This window comes from Frankia sp. CeCAU1, from assembly GCF_977971845.1.
In genome coordinates, this window is the sequence record NZ_CDWWXA010000019.1 from 5601 (window position 1) to 28018 (window position 22418).

At 70.3% G+C, this 22418-nt stretch carries 12 protein-coding genes; 8 read left to right on the plus strand and 4 right to left on the minus strand.

Annotated features, from left to right (window positions below; genetic code table 11):
* Positions 1 to 14 precede the first annotated feature (14 nt).
* The 4 genes from glgB to AC08OO_RS05820 form a co-directional block, all read right to left on the minus strand.
* Positions 15 to 2453: a 1,4-alpha-glucan branching protein GlgB gene (glgB, locus tag AC08OO_RS05805; RefSeq protein WP_476610106.1), complete on the minus strand. Its 2439-nt coding sequence runs from the start codon at positions 2451 to 2453 to the stop codon at positions 15 to 17.
* A gap of 135 nt (positions 2454 to 2588) precedes the next feature.
* The gene (locus AC08OO_RS05810) at positions 2589 to 3959 is read right to left on the minus strand and encodes a maltokinase N-terminal cap-like domain-containing protein (protein WP_476610107.1); all 1371 of its coding nucleotides are present in this window, start codon (positions 3957 to 3959) and stop codon (positions 2589 to 2591) included.
* A 186-nt stretch (positions 3960 to 4145) separates the two neighbouring features.
* The gene (gene treS / locus AC08OO_RS05815) at positions 4146 to 5870 is read right to left on the minus strand and encodes a maltose alpha-D-glucosyltransferase (protein ID WP_011438055.1); all 1725 of its coding nucleotides are present in this window, start codon (positions 5868 to 5870) and stop codon (positions 4146 to 4148) included.
* Entirely contained in the window at positions 5870 to 7888 is a 2019-nt protein-coding gene (locus tag AC08OO_RS05820; RefSeq protein ID WP_476610108.1) for an alpha-1,4-glucan--maltose-1-phosphate maltosyltransferase, read from the minus strand. Before AC08OO_RS05820 ends, treS begins: the two co-directional genes overlap by 1 nt.
* A 690-nt stretch (positions 7889 to 8578) precedes the next feature.
* Between AC08OO_RS05820 and AC08OO_RS05825 the strand changes: the two genes are divergently transcribed.
* From AC08OO_RS05825 to AC08OO_RS05860, 8 genes are all read left to right on the plus strand, one after another.
* Positions 8579 to 9154, plus strand: a complete 576-nt coding sequence (locus AC08OO_RS05825; protein WP_011438053.1) for a TerD family protein — start codon at positions 8579 to 8581, stop codon at positions 9152 to 9154.
* 410 nt (positions 9155 to 9564) lie between these two features.
* Positions 9565 to 10746: a DUF475 domain-containing protein gene (locus AC08OO_RS05830; protein WP_476610109.1), complete on the plus strand. Its 1182-nt coding sequence runs from the start codon at positions 9565 to 9567 to the stop codon at positions 10744 to 10746.
* Positions 10747 to 10910: 164 nt separating this feature from the next.
* Complete coding sequence (locus AC08OO_RS05835; RefSeq protein ID WP_011438051.1) at positions 10911 to 11588, plus strand: TerD family protein; 678 nt, start codon at positions 10911 to 10913, stop codon at positions 11586 to 11588.
* A gap of 231 nt (positions 11589 to 11819) precedes the next feature.
* Positions 11820 to 12902, plus strand: a complete 1083-nt coding sequence (locus AC08OO_RS05840) for a hypothetical protein (protein ID WP_476610110.1) — start codon at positions 11820 to 11822, stop codon at positions 12900 to 12902.
* A 40-nt stretch (positions 12903 to 12942) separates the two neighbouring features.
* Positions 12943 to 14613, plus strand: coding sequence for an Hsp70 family protein (locus tag AC08OO_RS05845; RefSeq protein ID WP_476610111.1), 1671 nt, complete (start codon positions 12943 to 12945; stop codon positions 14611 to 14613).
* Between the two features lie 380 nt (positions 14614 to 14993).
* On the plus strand, positions 14994 to 18551 hold the full coding sequence (locus AC08OO_RS05850; RefSeq protein ID WP_476610112.1) for a zinc ribbon domain-containing protein: 3558 nt from the start codon (positions 14994 to 14996) through the stop codon (positions 18549 to 18551).
* A gap of 489 nt (positions 18552 to 19040) precedes the next feature.
* Entirely contained in the window at positions 19041 to 20780 is a 1740-nt protein-coding gene (locus tag AC08OO_RS05855; RefSeq protein WP_476610113.1) for a glycoside hydrolase family 26 protein, read from the plus strand.
* 380 nt (positions 20781 to 21160) lie between these two features.
* The gene (locus AC08OO_RS05860; protein ID WP_476606585.1) at positions 21161 to 22369 is read left to right on the plus strand and encodes an HpcH/HpaI aldolase/citrate lyase family protein; all 1209 of its coding nucleotides are present in this window, start codon (positions 21161 to 21163) and stop codon (positions 22367 to 22369) included.
* Positions 22370 to 22418 lie beyond the last annotated feature (49 nt).

Genomic DNA, 22418 nt, shown 5'->3' on the forward strand with positions numbered 1-22418 from the left:
TGCGGGGGAAGGCACTAGGCGGGGGAGAGCCAGATGGCCCCGAGAGGCGGCAGCGTCAGGGTTGCCGAGGCGTCGAGACCGTGATGCGGCTCCTCGACAGCCTGGACCGAGCCGAGATTGCCGATGTTGCCGCCGCCGTAGCGGTACCCGTCGGTGTTGAGTATCTCGCGCCAGCGGCCGGGGAACGGCAGCCCGATGCGGTAGCCTTTGTGCCCGATGCCGGCGAAGTTGGTGACGCAGGCCAGCACGCCGCCCGCCGGGTCCTCGCCCGACCACCGCAGGAACGAGAAGACGTTGTTCTCCGCGTCGTTCGCGTCGATCCAGGAGAAGCCCGCCGGGTCGGCGTCGTGTTGGTACAGGGCCGGGACCGTCCGGTAGAGACCGTTCAGGTCGCGCACGAGGTCCGCGACACCGGCGTGGGCGGGATCGTCCAGCAGGGGCCATTCGAGGGACGCGGACTCGTTCCACTCGTTGTCCTGGGCGAACTCGCAGCCCATGAAGAGCAGCTTCTTACCGGGATGCGCCCACATGTAGGCGAGCAGCGCCCGCAGGTTCGCGAGCTGTGCCCAGCGGTCGCCGGGCATCTTGCGTAGCAGCGAACCTTTGCCGTGGACCACCTCGTCGTGGCTGAACGGCAGGATGAAGTTCTCCGAGTAGGCGTACACCATCGAAAAGGTCATCTGATGGTGGTGGTACATGCGGTGGATCGGCAGCCGGGAGTTGTAGTCAAGGGTGTCGTGCATCCACCCCATGTTCCATTTGAAGCCGAAGCCCAAGCCGCCGAGGTGGGTGGGGCGGGTGACCCCGGGCCACGCGGTCGACTCCTCCGCGATCATCATTGCGCCCGGGAAACGGCGGTAGACGGTGGCGTTGGTCTCCTGCAGGAACGAGACGGCATCGAGGTTTTCCCGGCCGCCGTGGATGTTGGGCAGCCAGCCGCCCTCCGGCCGGGAGTAGTCGAGGTACAGCATCGAGGCGACCGCGTCGACGCGTAGCCCGTCGATGTGGAATTCCTCGAACCAGTACAGGGCGTTTGCCACGAGGAAGTTGCGTACCTCGGGGCGGCCCAGATCGAAGACGTAGGTACCCCAGTCGGGCTGTTCACCGCGGCGTGGATCGGGATGTTCGTACAGGGGGGTGCCGTCGAAGCGGCCCAGCGCCCAGGTGTCCCGGGGGAAGTGCGCCGGCACCCAGTCGACGATCACCCCGATGCCGGCGCGGTGCAGCGTGTCCACAAGGTGGCGGAACTCGTCGGGGCTGCCGAAGCGGGCCGTCGGGGCGTAGTAGGCCGACACCTGGTAGCCCCAGGAGCCGCCGAAGGGATGCTCGGCCACGGGCAGCATCTCCACGTGGGTGAAGCCGCTCTCGACGACGTACGCGGTCAGTTCCTCGGCGAGTTCCCGATAGGACAACCCGCGCCGCCAGGAGCCCAGGTGGACCTCGTAGACGCTCACCGGCTCGGTGCGCCAGGCCGTCCGGGCCCGCCGGTCGAGCCACGCGCCGTCGTTCCAGGTGAAGTCGGAGGCGAACACCACGCTCGCGGTGGCCGGCGGCACCTCGGTGTGGAACGCCAGCGGATCCGCCTTCTGCCGCCAGATCCCGTCGAAGCCGAGGATCTCGTACTTGTACCGGGCGCCGGTGCCGGCGCCGGGGACGAACAGCTCCCAGATCCCGGAGCGGCCGAGCGAGCGCATCGGGAAGGCACGCCCGTCCCAGAAGTCGAAATCGCCGACGAGCCGCACCCCCCGCGCGGAGGGGGCCCACACGGCGAAGCTGACCCCGGTGACTGTGGCGCCGCCCGGCGTCGTCAGCGCGCGCGGATGCGCCCCGAGCACCTTCCAGAGCTGTTCGTGCCGGCCCTCGATGATCAGATGGAGGTCCATCTCACCGAGGGTGGGCAGGTGCCGGTAGGGGTCGTCGATGAGGTACGGGCCGTCCGGGTAGGTCACCTCGATGCGGTAGTCGGGCAGCATTCCCGGCACGGCCACTCCGAACACCCCGCCGCTGTGCAGCCGGGTGGCCGGGTACCGGGCCGGCCCGATGAGGACGGTCACGGCCCTCGCATCGGGGCGCAGCACCCGGACGACCGTGGCGTCGCTCCCGGGATGCGGGTGCGCCCCGAGCAGCGCGTGCGGGTCGTGATGCGCCCCGCTGACCAACCGCTCCAGGTCGTCGTGGGGCAGGTCGACCGAGACCGCGGGCGCAACCGCGGGCGGGCCTGCGGGCGGGTCTGCGGGCAGGGCCGATGGTGGGGCCGATGGCACGGCGGGATCGTCGGCGTTCTGTCCAGGCTGGGCGCTGGCGGACGACGCGTCGCGGTCCGCCAGCGCCACCCGGCCACCGCCGTTGCGGACGGCGGTGGCCGCCCCTCGGGGGTTCGGTCGGTCGGGGGCGAGCCCGGTGGCCAGGCGTCCCGTCCGCGCCGTGCCGTTGTTGACGTCGCCGTTGTTCACTGGGACACCCCTGCCTCTCTGCGCGGTGATTTTTCGGGTCTTCTGTCGGGTCTTCTGTCGGGTCTTCTGGCTGATCCGCGTCCGGGTGCCGGCACCGCTGCCGGGCGGCCGCCACGGCCCGGGCCGGGCCATGGCTTACCCCGCCGACGGGCTGGAGCGGGTCAGTCGTTCCACCGAGGACAGCGGGATCCCGATCCACCCCGGTCGGTGGCGGGCCTCGTACAGGATCTCGTACACGGCCTTGTCGAGCTCGAACGCACGCAGCACCACGGCATCCGCACGAGGATCGCGGCCGGCCGCGGCACCGTAGCCCCGGCAGAACGCCTCCCGGTTGCGATCTGCCCACTCCTGGGCGCGGTAGGCCAACGACGGCTCGTCACCGCGTTCGATCAGCATCGACCGGGCCGCGTAGTCGAACGAGCGCAGCATCCCGGCGACGTCGCGCAGCGGCGATTCCAGCCCCACGCGGTCGGCGACCGGGCGGACTGGCTCCCCCTCGAAGTCGAACAGCACCCAGCCCGAGTCGACCCGCAGGACCTGACCCAGGTGCAGATCGCCGTGCAGCCGTTGGAAGGGCCGGGGATGGACGGCCTGCGCCGACGCCCCCGTCACCTCGTCGTAGCTCTTGCGGATCGCCGCCTCGAAGGGACGCAGCTCGGCGACGGCCTCGACCGCCGCATCCAGCCGGCCATGCAGGTAGGTCACCAGGGAGCGCAGGGCATCGGCGGTCGCGGGCCTCGTCGGCAGCGTCCGGGCGAGGTCGGCGTGCACCTCGGCGGTGGCGGTACCCAGCCGCTCGGCCTCCGCGGCGAAGTCGCCGCCGACCTCGTCGGCGTGCAGGTCGGCCTCGGCGTACAGGTCGCGCACGCTGGCCAGCGCCAGTCGCCAGCCCTCGGTACCGCTGCGCAGGTACTCCTGGAGGAATCCGAAGGTGGTCGGTGTCCCGTCGACACGGCCGGAGTACCAGGCGACGGGGCGGGCCACGTGCGTGCTGCCCGTCTCCGCCAGCGCCCGGGTCACCTCCAGATCGGGGTTGACGCCCGGCCAGAGCCGCCGGAACACCTTGAGGATGTAGGCGTCGCCGTAGACGATCGAGGTGTTGGACTGCTCGGCGCCGACGGCGTGGGCAGGCAGGATGTCCAGTGGTTCCAGCGCCTCGGCGACGAGGCCGTCGCGGTGTGTCGACCGGCGGAGGAAACTCAGCAGGGCCGAGCTGCCATCGGGGTCGTGCAGGCCGTCGTAGACCAGGCCGCCGGCACTCTCGCCGATCAGGAAGCCCTCGTGGCCGAAGGGCGCGTCCGAGCGGATGACCACCGGAACCTGGTAATGGTCCGACGGACCGTGGTCGTAGTCGACGTCAACGACGAGCAGCCGTAGCGGTTCGAAGACCACGACGTCGTGGCGGATCCGCAGGCCGCCCCCGGATCTGCCCTTCCCGGCGAACCAGCGCTGCCGGGGGAGCCACTCGCGCAACAGGCCGGTCAGTTCCGCGTGGTGGTCACCCATCATCGACCTCCCGGTGCCCGTCCTCAACGATCATTATGCCAGCTAACCTAACGTCCACTGCCTCCATAGCAGCCTTTTGCCCGACCCGGGCCGGGCCGCACGTCGTTCAGGCGGTTCCAGTGCTCCTTGGCTGTTCCTTGCCCGACCGCCCCGACGGCCTCCGTTGCCCCGGTCCGCCCAACGCGGCTAGGGGGTGAATTCCCCCGGTCTGGTCACCGCGAACCAGTAATGTCCGTGACCTGGCAGTGTCAGCAGGTAGGGAAGCTCGCCGATCGGCGGGAAGTGCACCCGGCCGAGCAGCTCCACCGGAACCATTCCCTCGAAACGACGCAGATCGAGCTCCACCGGCTGGGCGAAGCGGGACAGATTCGCGACGCACAGGACCCGGTCGTCGCCGAACTCGCGGACGAAGGCGAAGATCGAGGGATTGGACGCGCCAAGCTCGGTGTAGTCGCCGAGCCCGAAGACCGGATGACGCTTGCGTACCTCGATCATCCGCTTGGTCCAGGCCAGGAACGAGGTCGGCATGCGCTGTCCGGCCTCGACGTTCAGGGCCTGATAACCGTAGACCGGATCCATGATCAGGGGAAGGTACAGTCGGGCCGGGTCCGCGGTGGAGAAACCGGCGTTACGATCCGGTGACCACTGCATCGGAGTCCGGACGCTGTCCCGGTCGCCCAGGTAGATGTTGTCACCCATCCCGATCTCGTCGCCGTAGTACAGCACTGGCGAGCCGGGCAGCGAGAGCAGGAGCGCGGTGAACAGCTCCATCTGGTCACGGCTGTTGTCCAGCAGCGGCGCCAGCCGGCGACGAATGCCGATGTTGGCTTTCATACGCGGATCTTTCGCGTATTCGGCCCACATGTAGTCCCGTTCCTCGTCGGTCACCATTTCGAGCGTCAGCTCGTCGTGGTTGCGCAGGAAGATGCCCCACTGGCAGTTCGGCGGGATCTGGGGCGTCTGAGCAAGAATTTCCGAGATTGGGTAGCGGGACTCCCGCCGGACCGCCATGAAGATGCGCGGCATCAACGGGAAGTGGAACGCCATGTGGCACTCGTCGTCGTTGCCGAAGTACTCGACGACGTCGGAGGGCCACTGGTTTGCCTCGGCGAGCAGCACCCGGTCGGCGTACTTGGCGTCGACCTCCTTGCGGACCCGCTTGAGGTACTCGTGGGTCTCCGGCAGGTTCTCGCCGTTGGTGTTCTCCCGGACATAGAGGTAGGGGACCGCGTCGAGCCGGAAGCCGTCGATGCCAAGATCGAGCCAGAAGCGCAGAACCTCCAGCATCGCCTCCTGGACCTCGGGGTTGTCATAGTTCAGGTCGGGCTGGTGGGAGAAGAAACGGTGCCAGTAGTACTGACCGCGGACCGGATCCCACGACCAGTTCGACTTCTCGGTGTCCACGAAGATGATCCGGGCGTCCGGGTACAGCTCGTCGCTGTCGGACCAGACGTAGAAGTCCCCGAACGGCCCGTCGGGGTCGGAGCGGGACGCCTGGAACCAGGGATGGGCGTCCGAGGTGTGGTTCATCACCAGATCCGCGATGATCCGGATGCCCCGGCGGTGGGCCTCGTCAACCAGGCTGACGAAGTCGCCGAGGTCACCGAATTCCGGCAGGATCTGAAAGTAGTCACTGATGTCGTAGCCGCCGTCACGCAACGGCGAGGAGTAGATCGGTAGCAGCCATAGACAGTCGACACCGAGCCACTCCAGGTAGTCGAGCCTGGAGATCAGGCCGCGAATGTCCCCCGTGCCGTCGCCGTTGGAGTCCGCGAAGCCGCGGATGAGTACCTCGTAGAACACGGCTCGCTTGAACCAGTGTGGGTCGCGTAAAGTCCCCCCGACCGGCATGGCGGGGGCCGGGCCGGGGGTGTGGTCGCCGATCGGTTCGCTGAGAGGCTCAGAATCCATCACGACCGGGCCCGCACAGCGAAGACGTGCGCGGGCTCGACCGCCGGGTCCAGCCGCACGTAGTTCTGCTTGCCCCACGCGTAGGTGGCACCAGTGATCTCATCGGTGACCTCGAAGGAGTCTGCCCAGCCGAGGCCGAGGGCCGGCATGTCGAGCCGCACGGTGGTCTCCCGGGGAGCGCGCGGGTCGAGGTTGACGACGACGAGCACGGTGTCGGCGGCGGCCGTGTCCCCGGGATCCGTGCCGTCCGCCCGCAGGGAGTCCACCCGCTTGGAGAAGACCATGATCTCGTCCCCGTCGGCATGGTGGAAGTGCAGGTTGCGCAACCACTGCAGGGCGGGGTGGGCACGGCGGATCTGGTTGAGTCTGGTCAGGTACGGCGCGAGCGACTGGCCCGCACGCTCCGCCGCGGCCCAGTCGCGTGGCCGGTACTGGTACTTCTCGGAGTCCAGGTACTCCTCGCTGCCCGGTCGGACCGGGGTGTTCTCGCACAACTCGTACCCGGAGTAGACGCCCCAGGTCGGCGACAGCGTCGCCGCGAGCACCGCCCGGATCCGGAACGCCGCCGGGCCGCCGTGCTGCAGGTACTCCGGCAGGATGTCCGGGGTGTTGACGAAGAAGTTCGGCCGCATGTAGTGCGCGGCCGACACCAGTTCGCGGGCGTACTTCTCGAGCTCCCACTTCGTATTGCGCCAGGTGAAATAGGTATATGACTGGGTGAAACCGATCTTGGCGAGCGTGTGCATCATCGCCGGCCGGGTGAATGCCTCCGCGAGGAAGAGCACATCTGGTTCGGTCGACTTCACCTGGGCGATGAGCCATTCCCAGAACTCGACGGGCTTTGTATGCGGATTATCGACACGGAAGATTCGTACTCCGTGTGCAGTCCAGTACCGGACGACGCGCAGGATCTCCTGATAGAGCCCGGTCGGGTCGGCGTCGAAGTTCAGCGGATAGATGTCCTGGTACTTCTTCGGCGGATTCTCCGCGTAGGCGATGGAGCCGTCACTACGCACGACGAACCACTCCGGGTGATGCTTCGCCCATGGATGGTCCGGCGCGCACTGCAGGGCGAGGTCCAGCGCGATCTCCATGCCCAGCGAGCGTGCCCGGGCGACGAACAGGTCGAAGTCGTCGATCGTGCCGAGGTCGGGATGCACGGCGTCGTGGCCGCCGTGTTCGCTGCCGATGGCCCACGGCGAGCCGGGGTCCGTCGGACCGGGGGTGAGGGTGTTGTTGGGACCCTTGCGGTTGACCTCGCCGATCGGATGGATCGGCGGCAGGTACACCACGTCGAAGCCCATCGCCGCGACCGCAGGCAGGCGTTCGGCCGCGGTGAGGAAGGTCCCGGAGCGGGGCGGGTCGAGGCTCGCGCCCTCCGAGCGCGGGAACATCTCGTACCAGCTGCCGTGGAGGGCGCGCCGACGATCCACCCACACCCGGTACAGCGGTGAGCGGGTCACCAGTTCGCGCAGCGGACAGGCGTCCAGCAGGCTCACCAGCCGGGGATCGAGGGCCGCGGCGATCCGGTCGCGGGGGTCGGTGCAGTCGTCGTCGCGCAGCGCGGCCACGGCGAGAGCGATCTCCGCCCGGCGCGGTTCGGGGGCTGCGGGCAGGGCCCGCAGCAGCAGGCGCGCACCGTCCTCGAAGTCCACCGCGAGTTCGTCCGTGCTCTGGCCCGCGCCGACCTTGAGGGCAATACCGTGCCGCCAGGTGGCGACCGGATCGGCCCACGCCTCGACCCGATATCCCCACAGGCCTTCGGTCGCAGCGGTGATCTCCGCCTCATAACGGTCGGTTCCGGGGCCGGCGGAGCGCATCCGGATGAACGGAGTTCCCTGCCCGTCGGGACCTGACAGCACGACGTTCGCGCCGATGAGGTCATGACCCTCGCGGAACACCGTTGCACCGACGGTGAGAATTTCGCCCGCGACCGCCCGCGCCGGCCACTGGCCACACGAGACAGTCGGCGTCACATCGGAGACGACAACCCGGCCTACTGAACGTCCGATCATCATGACGACCTTATCCAGACGAACCACACCTCAATGGTCCGCCCTGTACGTGGCGATTGGCGACACCTCTGTGTGAACTGCCCGCGACCATCGCATGGGCGATTGTTGTCGTTGGGATGGGTCGGTCCGTCCCGCCCGGATGGCCCGCGCTGAAGGCAATGTTCCCCAGTTGCGGCCCTGTCGAACGTCCGAACCTCCTCTGTTGCGGTGCTCCGGGTACGGGGTCGAGGTCGGAGCGTCACCGGGGTCCCGGCGGCGGACGCCCGGCGCATTCCGAAATCATTGTGGTGATGTTGTGTGACGGGGTCGGGGTAGCTCGGGTGGTGTTCCGCCGCGGTTGCCGGCACGTAAAGGGGTGGCCCGATCGTGGCGGGCGGGCGGCACCGGGACGATTCGGGCGCAGCCGGCGCGGCTACGGGGCGGTGTGGCACCGGCTGCGGGAACCTCGTGGCCCACTCGTTCGTCCCGCAGGGCACAGTACTCCGGCCACGTGGCCTTCGTGGGCGGAGAGTCACTGTGGCGTTCACGCCGCGCAGTAGGCTGCCGGCGCCCGGACACCGGGGGACACCCGGGGCGCACCTCGCCTCGGGTCGCCGGCTTCCGCGGGGGGCCGCTCGAGCGGCCCCCGAAACATCTGAACGGCGGCAACATCTGAACGGCAGCCCTTTCGAACAACGCACAGCAGGAGGAGCAGTGGGAGTCAGCCTCAGCAAGGGCGGCAACGTGTCGCTGACCAAGGAGGCGCCCGGACTCACCAACATCCTGGTCGGGCTCGGCTGGGACGTTCGGAGCACAACCGGCGCGGACTTCGACCTGGACGCGAGCGCCATCGCGTGCCGGGCCGACGGCAAGGTCGTGTCGGACGGGCACTTCGTCTTCTTCAACAACCTCAAGAGCCCCGACGGTGCGATCGAGCACCAGGGCGACAACCTGACCGGCGAGGGTGAGGGCGACGACGAGGCCATCACGGTGAACCTCACGTCCCTGCCGGCGGAGATTGACAAGATCGTCTTTCCGGTCTCGATCTATGACGCGGACTCGCGGCAGCAGAACTTCGGCCAGGTCCGCAACGCCTTCATCCGGATTGTCAACGGCGCCGGCGGCAGCGAGATCGCCCGCTATGACCTCACCGAGGACGCCTCCACCGAGACGGCCATGGTGTTCGGCGAGGTCTACCGGCACGGCGCGGACTGGAAGTTCCGAGCGGTCGGACAGGGCTACGCCTCGGGTCTGGCCGGGATCGCGCGCGACTTCGGCGTCAACGTCTGAACCCCGGATACGCCTGAACCCCGGATGCGCGGTCGGGCTCGGTCGGGCGACCGGGTCCGACCGGGTCACTGGGTCCGACCGGGCCGGTGGGTCCGACCGGGCCGGTGGGTCCGACCGGGCCGGTGGGTCCGGCCGCGCCTGCCGGCGTGGTAATGACCGGATGCTATGGGTCCGGTCGCGGGTGGGTGACATGTACAGGTAGAGCGATACACATCGGGTGTAGCACTTTTGTCAGGTCGCGCCCACCAGACGAGCAGTTACGATGCCGACGACCGCCGCACCGGGCCAGCAGGCCGCGGGACGACGCGGTCTCCGGCGATGCTTGAGCGATGCGGGATCCGACGGACCGCGGATCCGCCCGCGCGGCGCGGCCGGGGTCTGGCGACCGGTCCGGGAGGGTGTTGGTAGGCGTGCACGCCTTGCGAATCTTCGGATGGTCCTTGGCGATCACCGTTATCGGGGTGGCCGCGGCGGGGGTGATCGGTGGCCCCAGGAACGCGGCGCTCGTCGCGATCCTCACGGTGCTCGAGATCAGTTTGTCCTTCGACAACGCCGTCATCAACGCGACGATCCTCCGCCGGATGAGCCAGTTCTGGCAGAGGATCTTCCTGACGCTCGGCATCCTGATCGCGGTGTTTGGCATGCGTCTGATCTTCCCGATCGCCATCGTGGCGCTGACCGCGCATCTCGGTCCGCTCGAGGTCTTCGACCTGGCGCTGAACGACGGTGCCCGGTACGCGGAGAAACTGGGTGACGCGCATCCGGCCATCGCCGCGTTCGGCGGGATCTTCCTGTTCATGCTGTTCCTGGACTTCCTGTTCGACCCCGAACGGGAGATCCAGTGGATCAAGAAGCTGGAGGAGCCGCTGCGCAGGGCGGGCCAGCTCGATGTGGTTCCGATCGTGCTCGGGCTCATCGCCCTGCTGGTGGTTGGCCAGGCCTTCGCCGGCGACCACCAGCAGCAGGTGCTGCTCTCCGGGGTGGCGGGGCTCGCGACCTATCTGGGCGTGCGGGGACTCGGCGAGTTCTTCGAGGCCCGCGGTGTGGGCGCCGAGGACGATGACGACGATTACGCCGCCAAGCCGGCCGGCTCGGCAGGCTTGGCCCCGGTCCGGTCGAACGGTACCGCCGGCCCGCCGAAGTTGGTGCTCGCCACCGGCAAGGCCGCCGCGTTCCTCTTCCTCTACCTCGAGGTCATCGACGCGTCGTTCTCGTTCGACGGGGTCGTCGGCGCCTTCGCGATCTCCCAGAACATCTTCGTCATCGCGGCCGGTCTCGGGATCGGCGCGATGTACATCCGGTCCCTGACCGTCTACCTGGTCCGGCGGGGCACTCTGGGCGAGTACATCTACCTCGAGCACGGTGCCCATTATGCGATCGGGGCGCTGGCCATCATCCTGGCCATCTCGATCGAGACCGAGGTTCCGGAGATCGTCACCGGTCTCATCGGGGTGGCCTTCATCGGTCTGTCGCTGCTGTCCTCCATCCGCCACCGGTCCGCCGAGCGCGGTTTGGCGGGTGCCGGGTCCGCCCCGGGCGAGGACGAGGGCGGCCCGGGGCAGCCACGGAAGGCCGTCGGCGCCCCGATGTAGCGGCCGTGCGCCGGCCGGTGACAGCCGGCCGGCGCACCGGGCCCGGGTGGCCGGTCTGGAGAGCGTCGCCGCGGATGTGACATCGTCGGGTACTGGCGTCCGATCCTGCCAGGCGATGATCACCTGATCATGGATGACACCCAGCTACCGCGAGGGAGCGGATCATGGGCATCGACTACAGCAAACGTCCCGCCACACCGGCGGCCGGTTCCGGCCCGGTCTCGCTGAGCAAGGTGACACTGACGAAATCCGCGCCGACCGTCTCGCTGAGCAAACAGGGTGGTGGCGGGCGGCTGCACGTGAACCTCAACTGGAACCAGCAGCCGGGCGGCGGCCAGCAGAAGGGCGGCTTCCTCAAGCGGGTGCTGGGCGCCGCGGGCGGCGGCATTGATCTCGACCTCGCCGCGTTGTTCGAGCTCTCCGACGGCCGTGCGGGTGTGGTCCAGGCCTTGGGTGATGCGTTCGGCTCCTTCACGGATCCCCCCTTCATCAACCTCGACGCGGACGACCGCACGGGCGCCGCGGTCGGTGGCGAGAACCTGTACGTGAACCTCGCAGCCATCTCCCAGATCCGCCGCATCCTCGTGTTCGCCTTCATCTACGAGGGGGTGGCCTCGTTCGACCAGGCCGACGCGGTGGTCACTCTGACTCCGGCGCAGGGTGCCCCGATCGAGGTCCGGCTGGACGAGCAGGCCGGTGGCGCCCGGATGTGCGCCATCGCCCTGCTGACCAACACCGGCAACGACTTCAAGGTCAGCCGGGAGGTCCGCTACGTCAGCGGTCACCGCGAGCTCGACGAGGCCTACGGCTGGGGCCTGAACTGGACTGCCGGCCGCAAGTGACGCCGGTAGTCCGCGATGAGCCATCCGGTCCCGCCGCCCGTCGGCGAGGAGGATCGATACTCGATGTTCCAGCCACGTCGCGAGCCCTCGCCCGAGCAGGCGCGCGCCGACCATGCGAGCTGCGACCAGCGGGCCCACCCCGGGCACCGATCTCATCCTGATCGTGACTCGGCTTCCGGGCGAGGCCGGGAGCGGCCCGGACGATACTCCGCCGATGATTGCGGCGGGCCGGTGAGCGGCGCCGATCCGGGCCAGGCCGACCCGGCGTACACCGGTCCTTCGCGGGCGGGCGGCTGGGAACGGGGCCGGAGAGGGCAGGTTCCGGTGGACGCCCATCCGCCGAGGGAGGACCGGTTCCCGGGACGGAACGCCCCGGCATGGTCCCCCTCGCAGCCAAGCCACGGCGGGTCGAGTGGCTACGGGGACCATGCCGGATCGAGGTATGGGGCGCGGGAGGAACACCGCTCCGTCGCGGGCTCTCGGGGCGCGCCCGCGTACGAGGCGACCGATCCGCGCGAGGCCGATGACCTGCCGGAGGCTGAGTGGCGCGAGACCGGTCCCAAGGGCGGGGACCTCGGGGCGGGTGGCCCCGACGAGGTCCGGCCCGACGAGGTCCGGCCCGACGAGGTCCGGCCCGACGAGCCGGAGCCGGCCGTGGCATCCGAGCACGCCGGACCGGCGACGCCGACACGGTCTCCGACGGGCCCGGATCAACGGGATGCGGAGCGCGGCCCGGTCGACCATGGCGGCACCGCGGCTCAGGATGATCAGGTTCCTCAGGACGGTTCGGCGGATCAGGACTGCCCCGTGGACCGTCCGGGCGCTGACGGCGGCGGGACGGATCTGGTGGGTTCGATCGGTGCTGTCCAGGCGGTGGCGCTGGAACGCCTCGCGAGCCGCGTTGACGAACTGACCCGGCTACGGCGCCGCGATACCCAACTCGTGGACCGATTGCATGCCGAGAATGCCCGGCTACGTAGTGGTGAGCTTACCGAAGCCATGGCCCCCCTTCTGCGGGGGTTGATTCGACTTCATGATCAAATGGGTAGCCTGGGGGCCGACGATCCGCAGAGTGTCGCCGGCATCCTGCGTAAGCAGCTGCTCCAGGTGCTCGATGTCGCTGTGGACGTCCGCCCGTACACGGCGGTGCCGGGCGGGACCTTCGACCCGGCGCGGCACCTGGGGGTGCGTCGGGTGCCGACGGACGACCCGGGACGGGACGGGACGATCGCTCGTACCGTTCGTCCGGGTTTCGTCCGCGGCGAGACCACGGTCGTCCGACCGGCGGAGACCGAGGTCTACCGATCGCGCTGAGCCGCGGAGGTACGAGGCTTGTGAAGGGAAGAATTAGACGGTGGCAGGCACCAAGGTGTTCGGGATCGACCTGGGCACGACCTACTCCTGCATTGCCCAGGTCGACGAGTACGGCCGACCGGAAGTGATCCGCAACATCGAGTCCCAGCCGACGACGCCTTCGGTCGTCCTGTTCGACACTGGGGCGGAGGGCCCAACCTCTTTCGTGGTGGGAACCCAGGCCAAGCGCCAGGCTCGCATCCGTCCCGACGACGTCGCCCGGCTGGTCAAGCGGCACATGGGCGCGTCGGACTGGCGGTTCGTGGCGCATGACGAGGAGTACAGCGCCGCCGCGGTGTCGAGCCTGGTGCTCAAGGCGCTCGCCGCGGACGCCGAACGCGCGACCAGTGTCCCGGTCGCCGATGTAGTGATCACCGTGCCCGCGTACTTCGGTGACGAGGAGCGCAAGGCGACGAAGCTGGCCGGCGAGCTCGCCGGCCTCAACGTGGTCGACATCATCAACGAGCCGACCGCCGCCGCCTTCGCCTACGGATTCGGCCAGGACGGGGCCGAGGAGTCGACCGTGCTGGTCTACGACCTCGGCGGTGGCACGTTCGACACCACGGTCATCAGGCTGAGCGAGGGCGCGATCACCGTGGTCGCCACGGACGGCGACCACGAGCTGGGCGGCGCGGACTGGGACAACGAACTCGTCCGCTACCTGGCGCAGAAGTTCACCGAGGCGCAGCCCGACGCGGGCGACCCGCTCGACGACGTCTACGACGAGCAGGAGCTGCTGGCCGCGGCCGAGGACGCGAAGCTGGCGTTGTCCGGCCGGGACAGCGTCGACGTGCTGGTCGTGCACAACGGCAGACGCACAAGCGTGCCGGTGACCCGGACCGTCTTCGAGGAGATCACCGGCCCGCTGCTGCGGCGCACCATCGACCTGACCGGCTCGGTGCTGGCGCGGGCCCGGGAGAAGGGCGTCGAGAAGATCGACTTGTGCCTGCTGGTGGGGGGCATGAGCAAGACACCGGCGGTGGCCCGCCGGCTGCAGGAGTCCTTCGGGCTCACCTCGCGGCTTGCCGATCCCGATCTCGCCGTCGCCAAGGGCGCCGCGGTGTACGGGCAGAAGAAGGCACTGGAGCGCGAGGTCCACGCGGACCTGGTCGCCAGCGGGCATCTACGTCCCGACCAGGAACTCGCCGCAGCCGACGCCGTGGACGTGGAGAAGGCGGCCGCAGCCAGCGCCGAGGAGGCGGGACTCGCGACCGCCTCCGTGGTCGATCTCGTCCGCACGAAAGTGACGAACGTCACGTCACGTGGCTTCGGGATCTTCGCCGAGGACCGGGGCACACCGGTCGCGGCCTTCCTCGCCCACCAGAACGACCCGCTGCCTATCGCCGTCACCCGGACCTTCTACACCGTCGTCGACGATCAGGCCGAGGTGGACATCCGGGTCTTCGAGCAGGGCACCACCGCCGAGTCCACGGCGATCGACGACAACAAAGTGATCGTCGCCGGCTCCATCAGCGGGATTCCGTCTGGCCACCCGTTGGGCACCCCCGTTGAGGTGACCTTCACGATGGGCGGGGACCAGACGATCCAGGTCACCGCCTCGCACGAGGGCGCGGCCACTCCCTTGGTGCTGGAGGTGCGCGCCGGGGTCGGCTCGGAGGAGATGCGGGCCGTCGAGTCGGCAAAGGTCAGCCTGCTCAAGCAGCGGGACTGAGACCCCGCGGCGGATCGGATCCCGCCGCGGATCGATGCCGGTGCGGATCGATGCCGGTGCCGGGCCATTCGGCCTCCCCCACGAGTGTTCCCGCACGAGTGTTCCGGCCCGCGGCGGCCGACGCCGGAGTGGATAGGGTTCAGCCTGACCAGGCACCGCGTCCGGTGGAGCGCCCTACAGGCCTCGCGGGGGCGTGGGTGCGCGCAGTGCGTGCGGGCGGCGCCAACCTGGCGTCCGCGGCCCGCGCCGAGGCGCGGCTTCGTACTCTCAGGTGTGGAGTGGTCGACGGCCGCTCCACGATCGGCGCCTGACGACGGGCCGCCGGCCGGTTCCCGGCGGGCATGGTGGGCACGGTGGGCACGTGGGACGAAGGTGGATCGGTGAGCGCGGCGTTCGACGGCAGCGGCTATCGCCAGCGGGTGCTGGCGCCGCTGCGGGCCCGCGCCTCCCTGGACACCGCCGACCCGTTCCTCCTCGCGGGTCTCGATCCGACGGTGGCGTACAGCGACTCCGACGTCGGGGCGCACCTGGTGCGGGTGCTCGCCTTCCTGCAGCGGGAACGCAACTCGGCAAAGTACGCGACTCTCGCCGCCGAGCTTGTCCGTCGGCGGGCGGAATGGGAGGAGCCGCTGCGGGACGCGGACTCCCGGGAACGGGTCCGCGCCCGGGTGCTGGCAGCCCGGCGTAGCGGTGACGCCGAGCGTCTCGCCAAGGTCGACGGCTATCTCGCCACCGTCCGGGAGCGTTTCGGCGGCATCCCGGCATCCCGGGTGGACGGCCTGCGCCGCCTCGCCGTCGCCGCAGGGGTGACGGTCGAGGAGTTCGACGCCCGCCTGAGCCGGGAGCAGATCATCATCGACGCCGTCGGCGGGGGCGTCGAACCGCTGCCGGCCGAGGTCCGCCGGCAGATCTCCGAACGGCTCGGCGAGCTGCGCGCCCTGCGCGGCGGGGACCGGGTCTCGACGGCGTCGCTGTGGGCCTTCCTGGGGCTGGCCCCGGACGCCTCACCGGAGCGGCTGCGGGCCGCGTACGCCGGGATGGTGGCGGGCAACCACCACCGTCCCCATGACCGGGAGAAGACGGTCACCGCGGACCTGCTCGCCCTCGTCTCCGCCCGGTTGATCGAGGGCGACCCCGCCGCGTACACCGTTGGGCTGATGGCGGACGCCGTGGACGAGCTGCGGCCCGCGGTCGAGGAACACGTCGTGCTCGACGGCGAGCTCACCGCGGTCGCCTTCGAGGGTCTCGTCCGGGCGGCGCTCGCGACCGGGCGCGGACTGACCGCGGCTCAGGCGAAGTCCGTCGTCCTGGAGGCGGCTCGGGAGCTCGGCGCCGCGGTGAACGTCGGCGGGGTCGTCGACTACGTGGTATGCCCGGGATGCGGCCGGCCGGAGGCTGCCGGGTCCGTGCGGCACTGCCGGTACTGCGACACCGACCTCTACACCACCTGCCCGTCCTGCGGATCGATGACCGAGGCGGCGGCGGTTGTCTGCCGGCACTGCGGGCACAGCCTGCGCCAGGCCAGGGAGGCGGCCGATGCGCTCGTCGCGGTGCGTCGCGCCCTGGAGGGCGGTTATCCCCGCCAGGCCAGCGAGATCCTCACGACCGCCCATCCGGTGCTGGCCGCCGTCGGTGGACCGGTCGCCGGGACGGCGGAGGAACTGGGAGCCCGGGTCTCCGCCGCGCTGGGCGCCGCGGACGCCGGTTGGCGGGCACTCACCGGGGCCCGCGCGGCGTGCCGGGCGGATGCGGCGCTTGCCGATGCCCGGTGGCTCGCGGCACAGGCCGCCGACGTCCCCGGCCCCGACGGCCGGAAACCGGCCGAGGTGCTGGCCGAGCTCATTGCCGCCCAGGCGGTGATCCGCCGGCGGGTCGAGGCGGCGCGCGCGCTACCACCCGAGGACCAGGAGGCCGCCCTCGCCGCGGTCCTCGCGACGGCGGCGGACAACCGGGAGGCGCTCGCGGCGATGGCGGCTCTGCCGCTCTCCCCGCCGTCCGACCTGACCGCGGTGCCGGGCCCCGACGGTTCGGTGCAGCTGTGGTGGCGCGCTTCGCCCTCGGTCGGGGGCTCGGTCTCCTACCGGGTGGAACGCGTCGTGTCCGTGGAAGCTGGTGACGGCCAGGGGGTGGCCCCGGGGCGGAGCAGCCTCGGTACCACCCGCTCGACGGAGCTGTGCGATGCCGGCGCTCCCGCCTGGACTCCGGTGCGATACGAGGTGACTGCCCTCTGCGGTGAGCGCCGTTCCACGCCGGTGGAGACCGCCCCGCTCGTCTTCACCCGGGACATCACCGACCTGCGGGCCGAGCGCACCGCCGCCGGGATCCGCCTGGACTGGAGCCTCGGCGGGGCGCTGGCCGCCGTGACAGTGGAGCGGACGGTGGCACCGCCCGCCGCGGTCAGCCAGCCGCCCCGGCGGGCGCGGGGCACCGGCGGCCTCTTCCACGACACCGATGTCGTCGTCGGCATGACCTATCGTTACCACGTCTTCGTCGAGTACCAGGACGCGCGGGGACGCCCGGCCCGGACCCCCGGGGCCGAGGTGACGCTGGAGGTGGCCGCCCGCCCGCGGCCCGTCCATGACCTCACGGCGGTCACCGCCGCCGGGCGGACCACGTTGCGCTGGACGCCGCCGCCCGGCTGGGAGGTGCGGATCTACGCGACCCCGGTGCCGCAGCCGCCGGCCGTCCCCGCCGCCGTCACCCACGCGATCAGCACCGCTCACGGGACCAGCACCGGCCCGTGGCCCTGCCCGGGGTCGGGGCCCCTGCCGGTGATCGGCATCGGGCCGGAAGGCGGCGACGTGTCGCTCGCCGCCATCACCGATTCGTCACGTCTTGTGGGGCTGAGCCGTTCCGGGCAGGTCAGCGAGGCGGCACAGGTCGGCGAGGTCATCTACACGCCGCTGACGGTCCATGGCGGGACGGCCGTCGTCGGCCGGGCCGTGCGTCACCTCGCCATCGAACCCGTGCGGGATCTGCGCGCCGACGATCGAGGCGACTCGATCGTGCTGTCCTTCCAGCTGCCACCGGGGGTCACCGAGGCGCGGGTGCTCTGGCGCCGTGACCAACCGCCGACCGGACCGGATGATCCCTACGCCGCGAGCGCCAAGGTCACCAATACCAGTCTTGAGATCAAGGGCGGCTGGCATCTCGCCGCGCCGCGGGACGGGTGGGCTTATCACGTGGCCTGCTACCCGGTGTACCGGTCGGGGGGCGTGGCCCGGGTGGTCGCGGCCGGCGTCTCGGTGCTGGCGCGCCCCGCGACGCGTCCTGATCCACCCCCGATGCCGGCGGCGTCCGGGAGCAGCCCGGGAGGCTCGGCCGGCGTGGCCCCGGCCGGCGTGGCCCCGGGCCGGCCGGTGGTTGGTGCCGTCGCCGACCCGATCACGATGCAGCCGCCGGGTGGGCCGACCCAGCCCCGCACCGGGGGCTATCCGTTGCCCGCGGCGACGGGTGCTGTGCCGTTGCCCGCGGCGACGGGCACTTACCCGCAGCCCCTGGCCACCGGCCCCCTCCGCCCGGTGCCGGAGCACGCGTCGGATGCGCAGGCGAACCCGCCGTCGGGCCCGACGTCGGGTTCGCCCACCAGCCCCACGCCGCCGCCGCAGGCTCCGGCACCGGCCGTCCAGCCGACCGTCACCTACACCGTGAGCAGGGCCGGCTGGCGGCGGCGCACCCTACGGGTGCAGGTGCACACCACCGGTCCGGCCGGAGATCTGATCCTGTTCGCGCGGCCGGGAACCGTACCGCCGCGGGCTGCCGCGGAGGCCCACGAGCTGTCTCGGCTCGCCGCTGTGGACCAGGCCGGCACCCGGACCATCGACGTCACCCTGGACAGCGCCCAGCTGCCCTGGGGAGTCCGGCTGTTGCCCGCGCTGGTGCACCCGACTGGATGGACCATCACCCAACCACCGGACGACGCACTGGTCATTCGATGATCCGGAGCGATCCCAGGTGGATGTGCTCTCCGTGGTCCGCTCCGGCCCATTTCTTCTTGTTCTTCCGTTGATTTATGGCGGCCACCTCGGGCTTTGTGGCACCAGATCTGCAACATATGCGCTACTACGGAAAGTATTCATGAGGGTGCTGTTCCTTGGCTGGGATGCGCCGTTTACGATTGGCCTCATCACTCCTAGTCCCAGTACCGCCCAGGTGTGTATCGGTTACCTGGGTGGAGCACCTGTCGAATCGTTCCGGCTGCGAGGCCGGAGACGGTCGGGTTCACGGACGGGCACCTGACGGTGCCCGGTCGACTCGCCTGGTGAGGCACGGGTCGAGTCCGGTGGAGCGCTGAGCGGTTGCCGTGCGAGCGGTCCGCTCGGAGGGGACGCCCCATCGTGGGTCGTGGTCCGGCCATGCTCCGCCGTCGCGCGCCGGGGGATCCGACGGGAGCATGTCACGCCAACACCGAAAGGCAGCGCGCGAGCATGGCCTCGATCATCCGCGGCCGACCCGCCCCTCCGGTCGGCCTGCCGATTCCCTCAGCCCATCGACGACCCCGCAGCGGCCGGATCCACACCCAGCGCCGGATCCACACCCAGCGCCGGATCCGGACCGGAGCCCGGATCGGCCTGATAGCCATGTTCGTGGTGGGTCTCCTCCAGGCGGTCACCCCGCTGGCCCGCGCCGCGGGAAAGTCACCGTCGCCGACTCCGACCGTGTCGCCATCCGCGACGAGCGGATCCAGCCGGGCGGGGGGCGACGCGGGCAGTGGCCGCGCGCAGGGCGTTCCACTCACCACGCTGAGCCCGCAGGCGCGCAGCCGGATCACCCTCGTCCTTTTCGACCAGGACATCGTGCTCGTCGGTGGCCGCAACTTTACCGCAGGTGATGATGTCACCGTCGTGGCGGAGACGGCCAAGCTGGGCGGCAGCGCGCTCACCCGGGCGGACACCGACGGCCGTTTCATCCTCGGCTTCCGGGTGCCGGCGGATTTCGCGGGAACCGTCAACGTCAAGGCCACCCAGGGCACGGCCACGGCGACCGACGCCCTTGAGGTGACCGGACCGGAGGCGGCCGCCCGGGCGTTCCAGGCCGCTCCGGCTCTTCCCGACGAGCCGGTGGTGAAGACGGCGCCCTCGACATCGCCGTCTCCCAGGCAGCAGGACACGTCCGTGGGCACCTCGCCGAGCCCGGCCGTCTCGCCCGCGCCGTCCCCCGGGCCGTCCGCGAGCGCCAGCTCGACCGCCCCCACCAGGAGAACCGCAACGCCGACCGCGACCCCGTCCGGGTCGAGACCGACCCCCGGTACGGGAGCGACGGGCACCGGCGCCGGTGGGACGAGGTCGGGCCTGCCGTGGCTGTCGGGGTTCCAGTCGCATCAGCTCGCGCAGCTCGTCGAGTTCGGTGACTGGCGCGGCCGGCCGAACGACATCGTCCACGTCTACACGAGCCGCGACCAGGGCTGGGGCGGGCTGGTGGAGCCGGCCTGGCCGGTGGATCTCTTCAAGGGTTTCCAGGGCAAGCTGCTGATCAGCCAGCCGACATTCCCCAAGGGCCAGGGCGACAACGCCGCCTGTGCCCGAGGCGAGTACGACTCCGAATGGAAGAAGCTCGGCAGCTTCCTCGTGGCGCACGGCCGGGCGGACTCCATCATCCGGATCGGCTGGGAGTTCAACGGAACGTTCATGTACTGGCATACGGACGCCGACCCGACGGTGTTCCGGGACTGTTTCCGGAAGATCGCGACCGCCATCCGGTCCACCGACTCCGAAGTCAAGATCGACTGGACCTTCAACGCGCACGCCTCCCCGGTGCCCAGTGGCAACAGTCCCTGGGGCGCCTACCCCGGCGACGAGTACGTGGACTATGTCGGCATCGACGCCTACGACCACTTCCCCCCGTCGAAGGACGAGGCGACGTGGAACAAGCAGTGCGAGGACGTCAACGGCCTGTGCTACGTGATCAGGTTCGCCCGGGAGCACGGGAAGAAGGTCGGCGTCGGAGAATGGGGGGTGGCCTCCTGCAGCGGTGACGGCGGTGGCGACAATCCCTTCTACATCCAGAAGATGTTCGACACCTTCAAGGCGGCCAGCGACGTGATGGGCTACGACGCCTACTTCAGCGACCCCACTCCCGGAAACGTCTGCTCGACCATCACGAACGGCGGTCAGAACCCGAAGGCGTCCGCCATGTACAAGAAGCTCTTCGGATCCGGCGCCAGTTAGTCGCGTTAGTGGGGGTCGGTCGAGGGTCGGCCGGGAGTGGTGGGCCGCGGGCGACACAGCCTTCCGCGGCCCACCACCCGTTCCCGGGTCATCCGTTCCCGGACCGCCCGTTCCTGATCAGGCCGGCGGGCGCCGCCCGCTGCCGGCTGGTGGCTGGCCGCTCGCGGACGCTGCGCCGCAGGTCGGCGCCCCGTAGATGGCGCCGAGATGGCCGCCGTGTGTCGGCTGGCCGTCAGTTCCCGCGGGCTGTCGTCGGATGCCTTTCGCCAGGTACCGTCGCTGAGAGGCAACGTTTCACGATCTTGCCGGCTTCGGTCGGCGCGCACCGTTTCGGGATGCTCGTCGAACGACGCCCCTGCCTTCGACGAGGAGAACGCTGCTTGCGCCACTTCGCCTTTCTAGGCCCCGAGACGGTTGACGCGCTGTTCCTCCGGCCGCCGGAGGACATCACCGTGAATGATGATCGTCATCTGCTGGCCACCGCGCTCGGCGCGACCCTCTACGCCCCGGGGACGCGCCCCCGGTTGGCATCGGACGTGTGCAGACAGACCGCTGCGGGGGTGACCTCGATGGTTCTCTGTCTGGAGGACTCCATCGCCGACACCGAGGTGGCCGCAGCCGAGGACAACGTCGTCGCCGCGTTGCGCGCGCTCGCGGCGGAGCCCCCCTGGGCCGCGGGCGCGATGCCGCTGCTGTTCGTCCGGGTCCGCGCGGTCGGGCAGATCCCGGATCTTGTCGACCGGCTCGGGCCGGCCGGGGTCGGGTGTCTCGCCGGGTTCGTGCTGCCCAAGTTCGCCGAGGAGGGCGGCGAGGCTGCGATGGAGGCGGTGCTGCGGGCCTCCGAGACGGCCGGTCGCCCGCTGTGGGCCATGCCGGTGCTGGAGAGCCCGCAGGTCATCAACCGGGAGACCCGGGTGGAGGCGTTGTCGGCGGTCCGGCGGTTGGTCGACAAGCACGCCGACCAGGTGCTGGCGATCCGGCTCGGTGCGACGGACCTGTGTGGGCTGTTCGGGCTGCGCCGTGACCGCGACCTGACGATCTACGACATCGCTGTCGTCCGGGACTGCATCGCCGACATCGTGAACATCTGCGCGCGGGGCGGTGACCACGTCGTGACCGGACCGGTCTGGGAGTACTTCGCCCAGCCGGAACGGCTCTTCGTCAGCTCGCTGCGGGTGACCCCGTTCGCGCAGGCGGACCGCGTCGACGGCGGGGAGGATGCGATCCGGATGCGCAGCGAACTGGTCTCCGCCGACCTTGACCGGCTGATCCGGGAGGTCGTTCTGGACAAGGCCAACGGCCTGATCGGCAAGACAGTGATCCACCCCAGCCACGTGCCCGCCGTGCACGCGCTGCACGTCGTCACCCAAGAGGAGTACACCGATGCCGAGGCCGTCCTCGACGGGGACGCCGGCGGGGTACGGCCGAGCAGCTACGCGAACAAGATGAACGAACTGCGTCCGCACCGGGCCTGGGCCGAGGCGGTGATCCGCCGGGCGCGCGCGTTCGGTGTCCTGCGCGAGGGCGACACCTTCGTCGAGGTGCTGGCTGCGACGCACGGTCGTCTCGACCAGCGGAATGCCCGATGACGGCGACGGCGGGGACGGACGCCCCCACCGGCGCGCCCATCCCTCACCC

Excerpts from the sequence above, each read along its gene's own strand:
- AC08OO_RS05810 (WP_476610107.1), bottom strand. The coding sequence starts at position 3,959 with ATGGGTGACCACCACGCGGAACTGACCGGCCTGTTGCGCGAGTGGCTC.
- treS (WP_011438055.1), bottom strand. The coding sequence starts at position 5,870 with ATGGATTCTGAGCCTCTCAGCGAACCGATCGGCGACCACACCCCCGGC.
- AC08OO_RS05820 (WP_476610108.1), bottom strand. The coding sequence starts at position 7,888 with ATGATGATCGGACGTTCAGTAGGCCGGGTTGTCGTCTCCGATGTGACG.
- AC08OO_RS05835 (WP_011438051.1), top strand. The coding sequence starts at position 10,911 with ATGGGCATCGACTACAGCAAACGTCCCGCCACACCGGCGGCCGGTTCC.
- AC08OO_RS05855 (WP_476610113.1), top strand. The coding sequence starts at position 19,041 with ATGGCCTCGATCATCCGCGGCCGACCCGCCCCTCCGGTCGGCCTGCCG.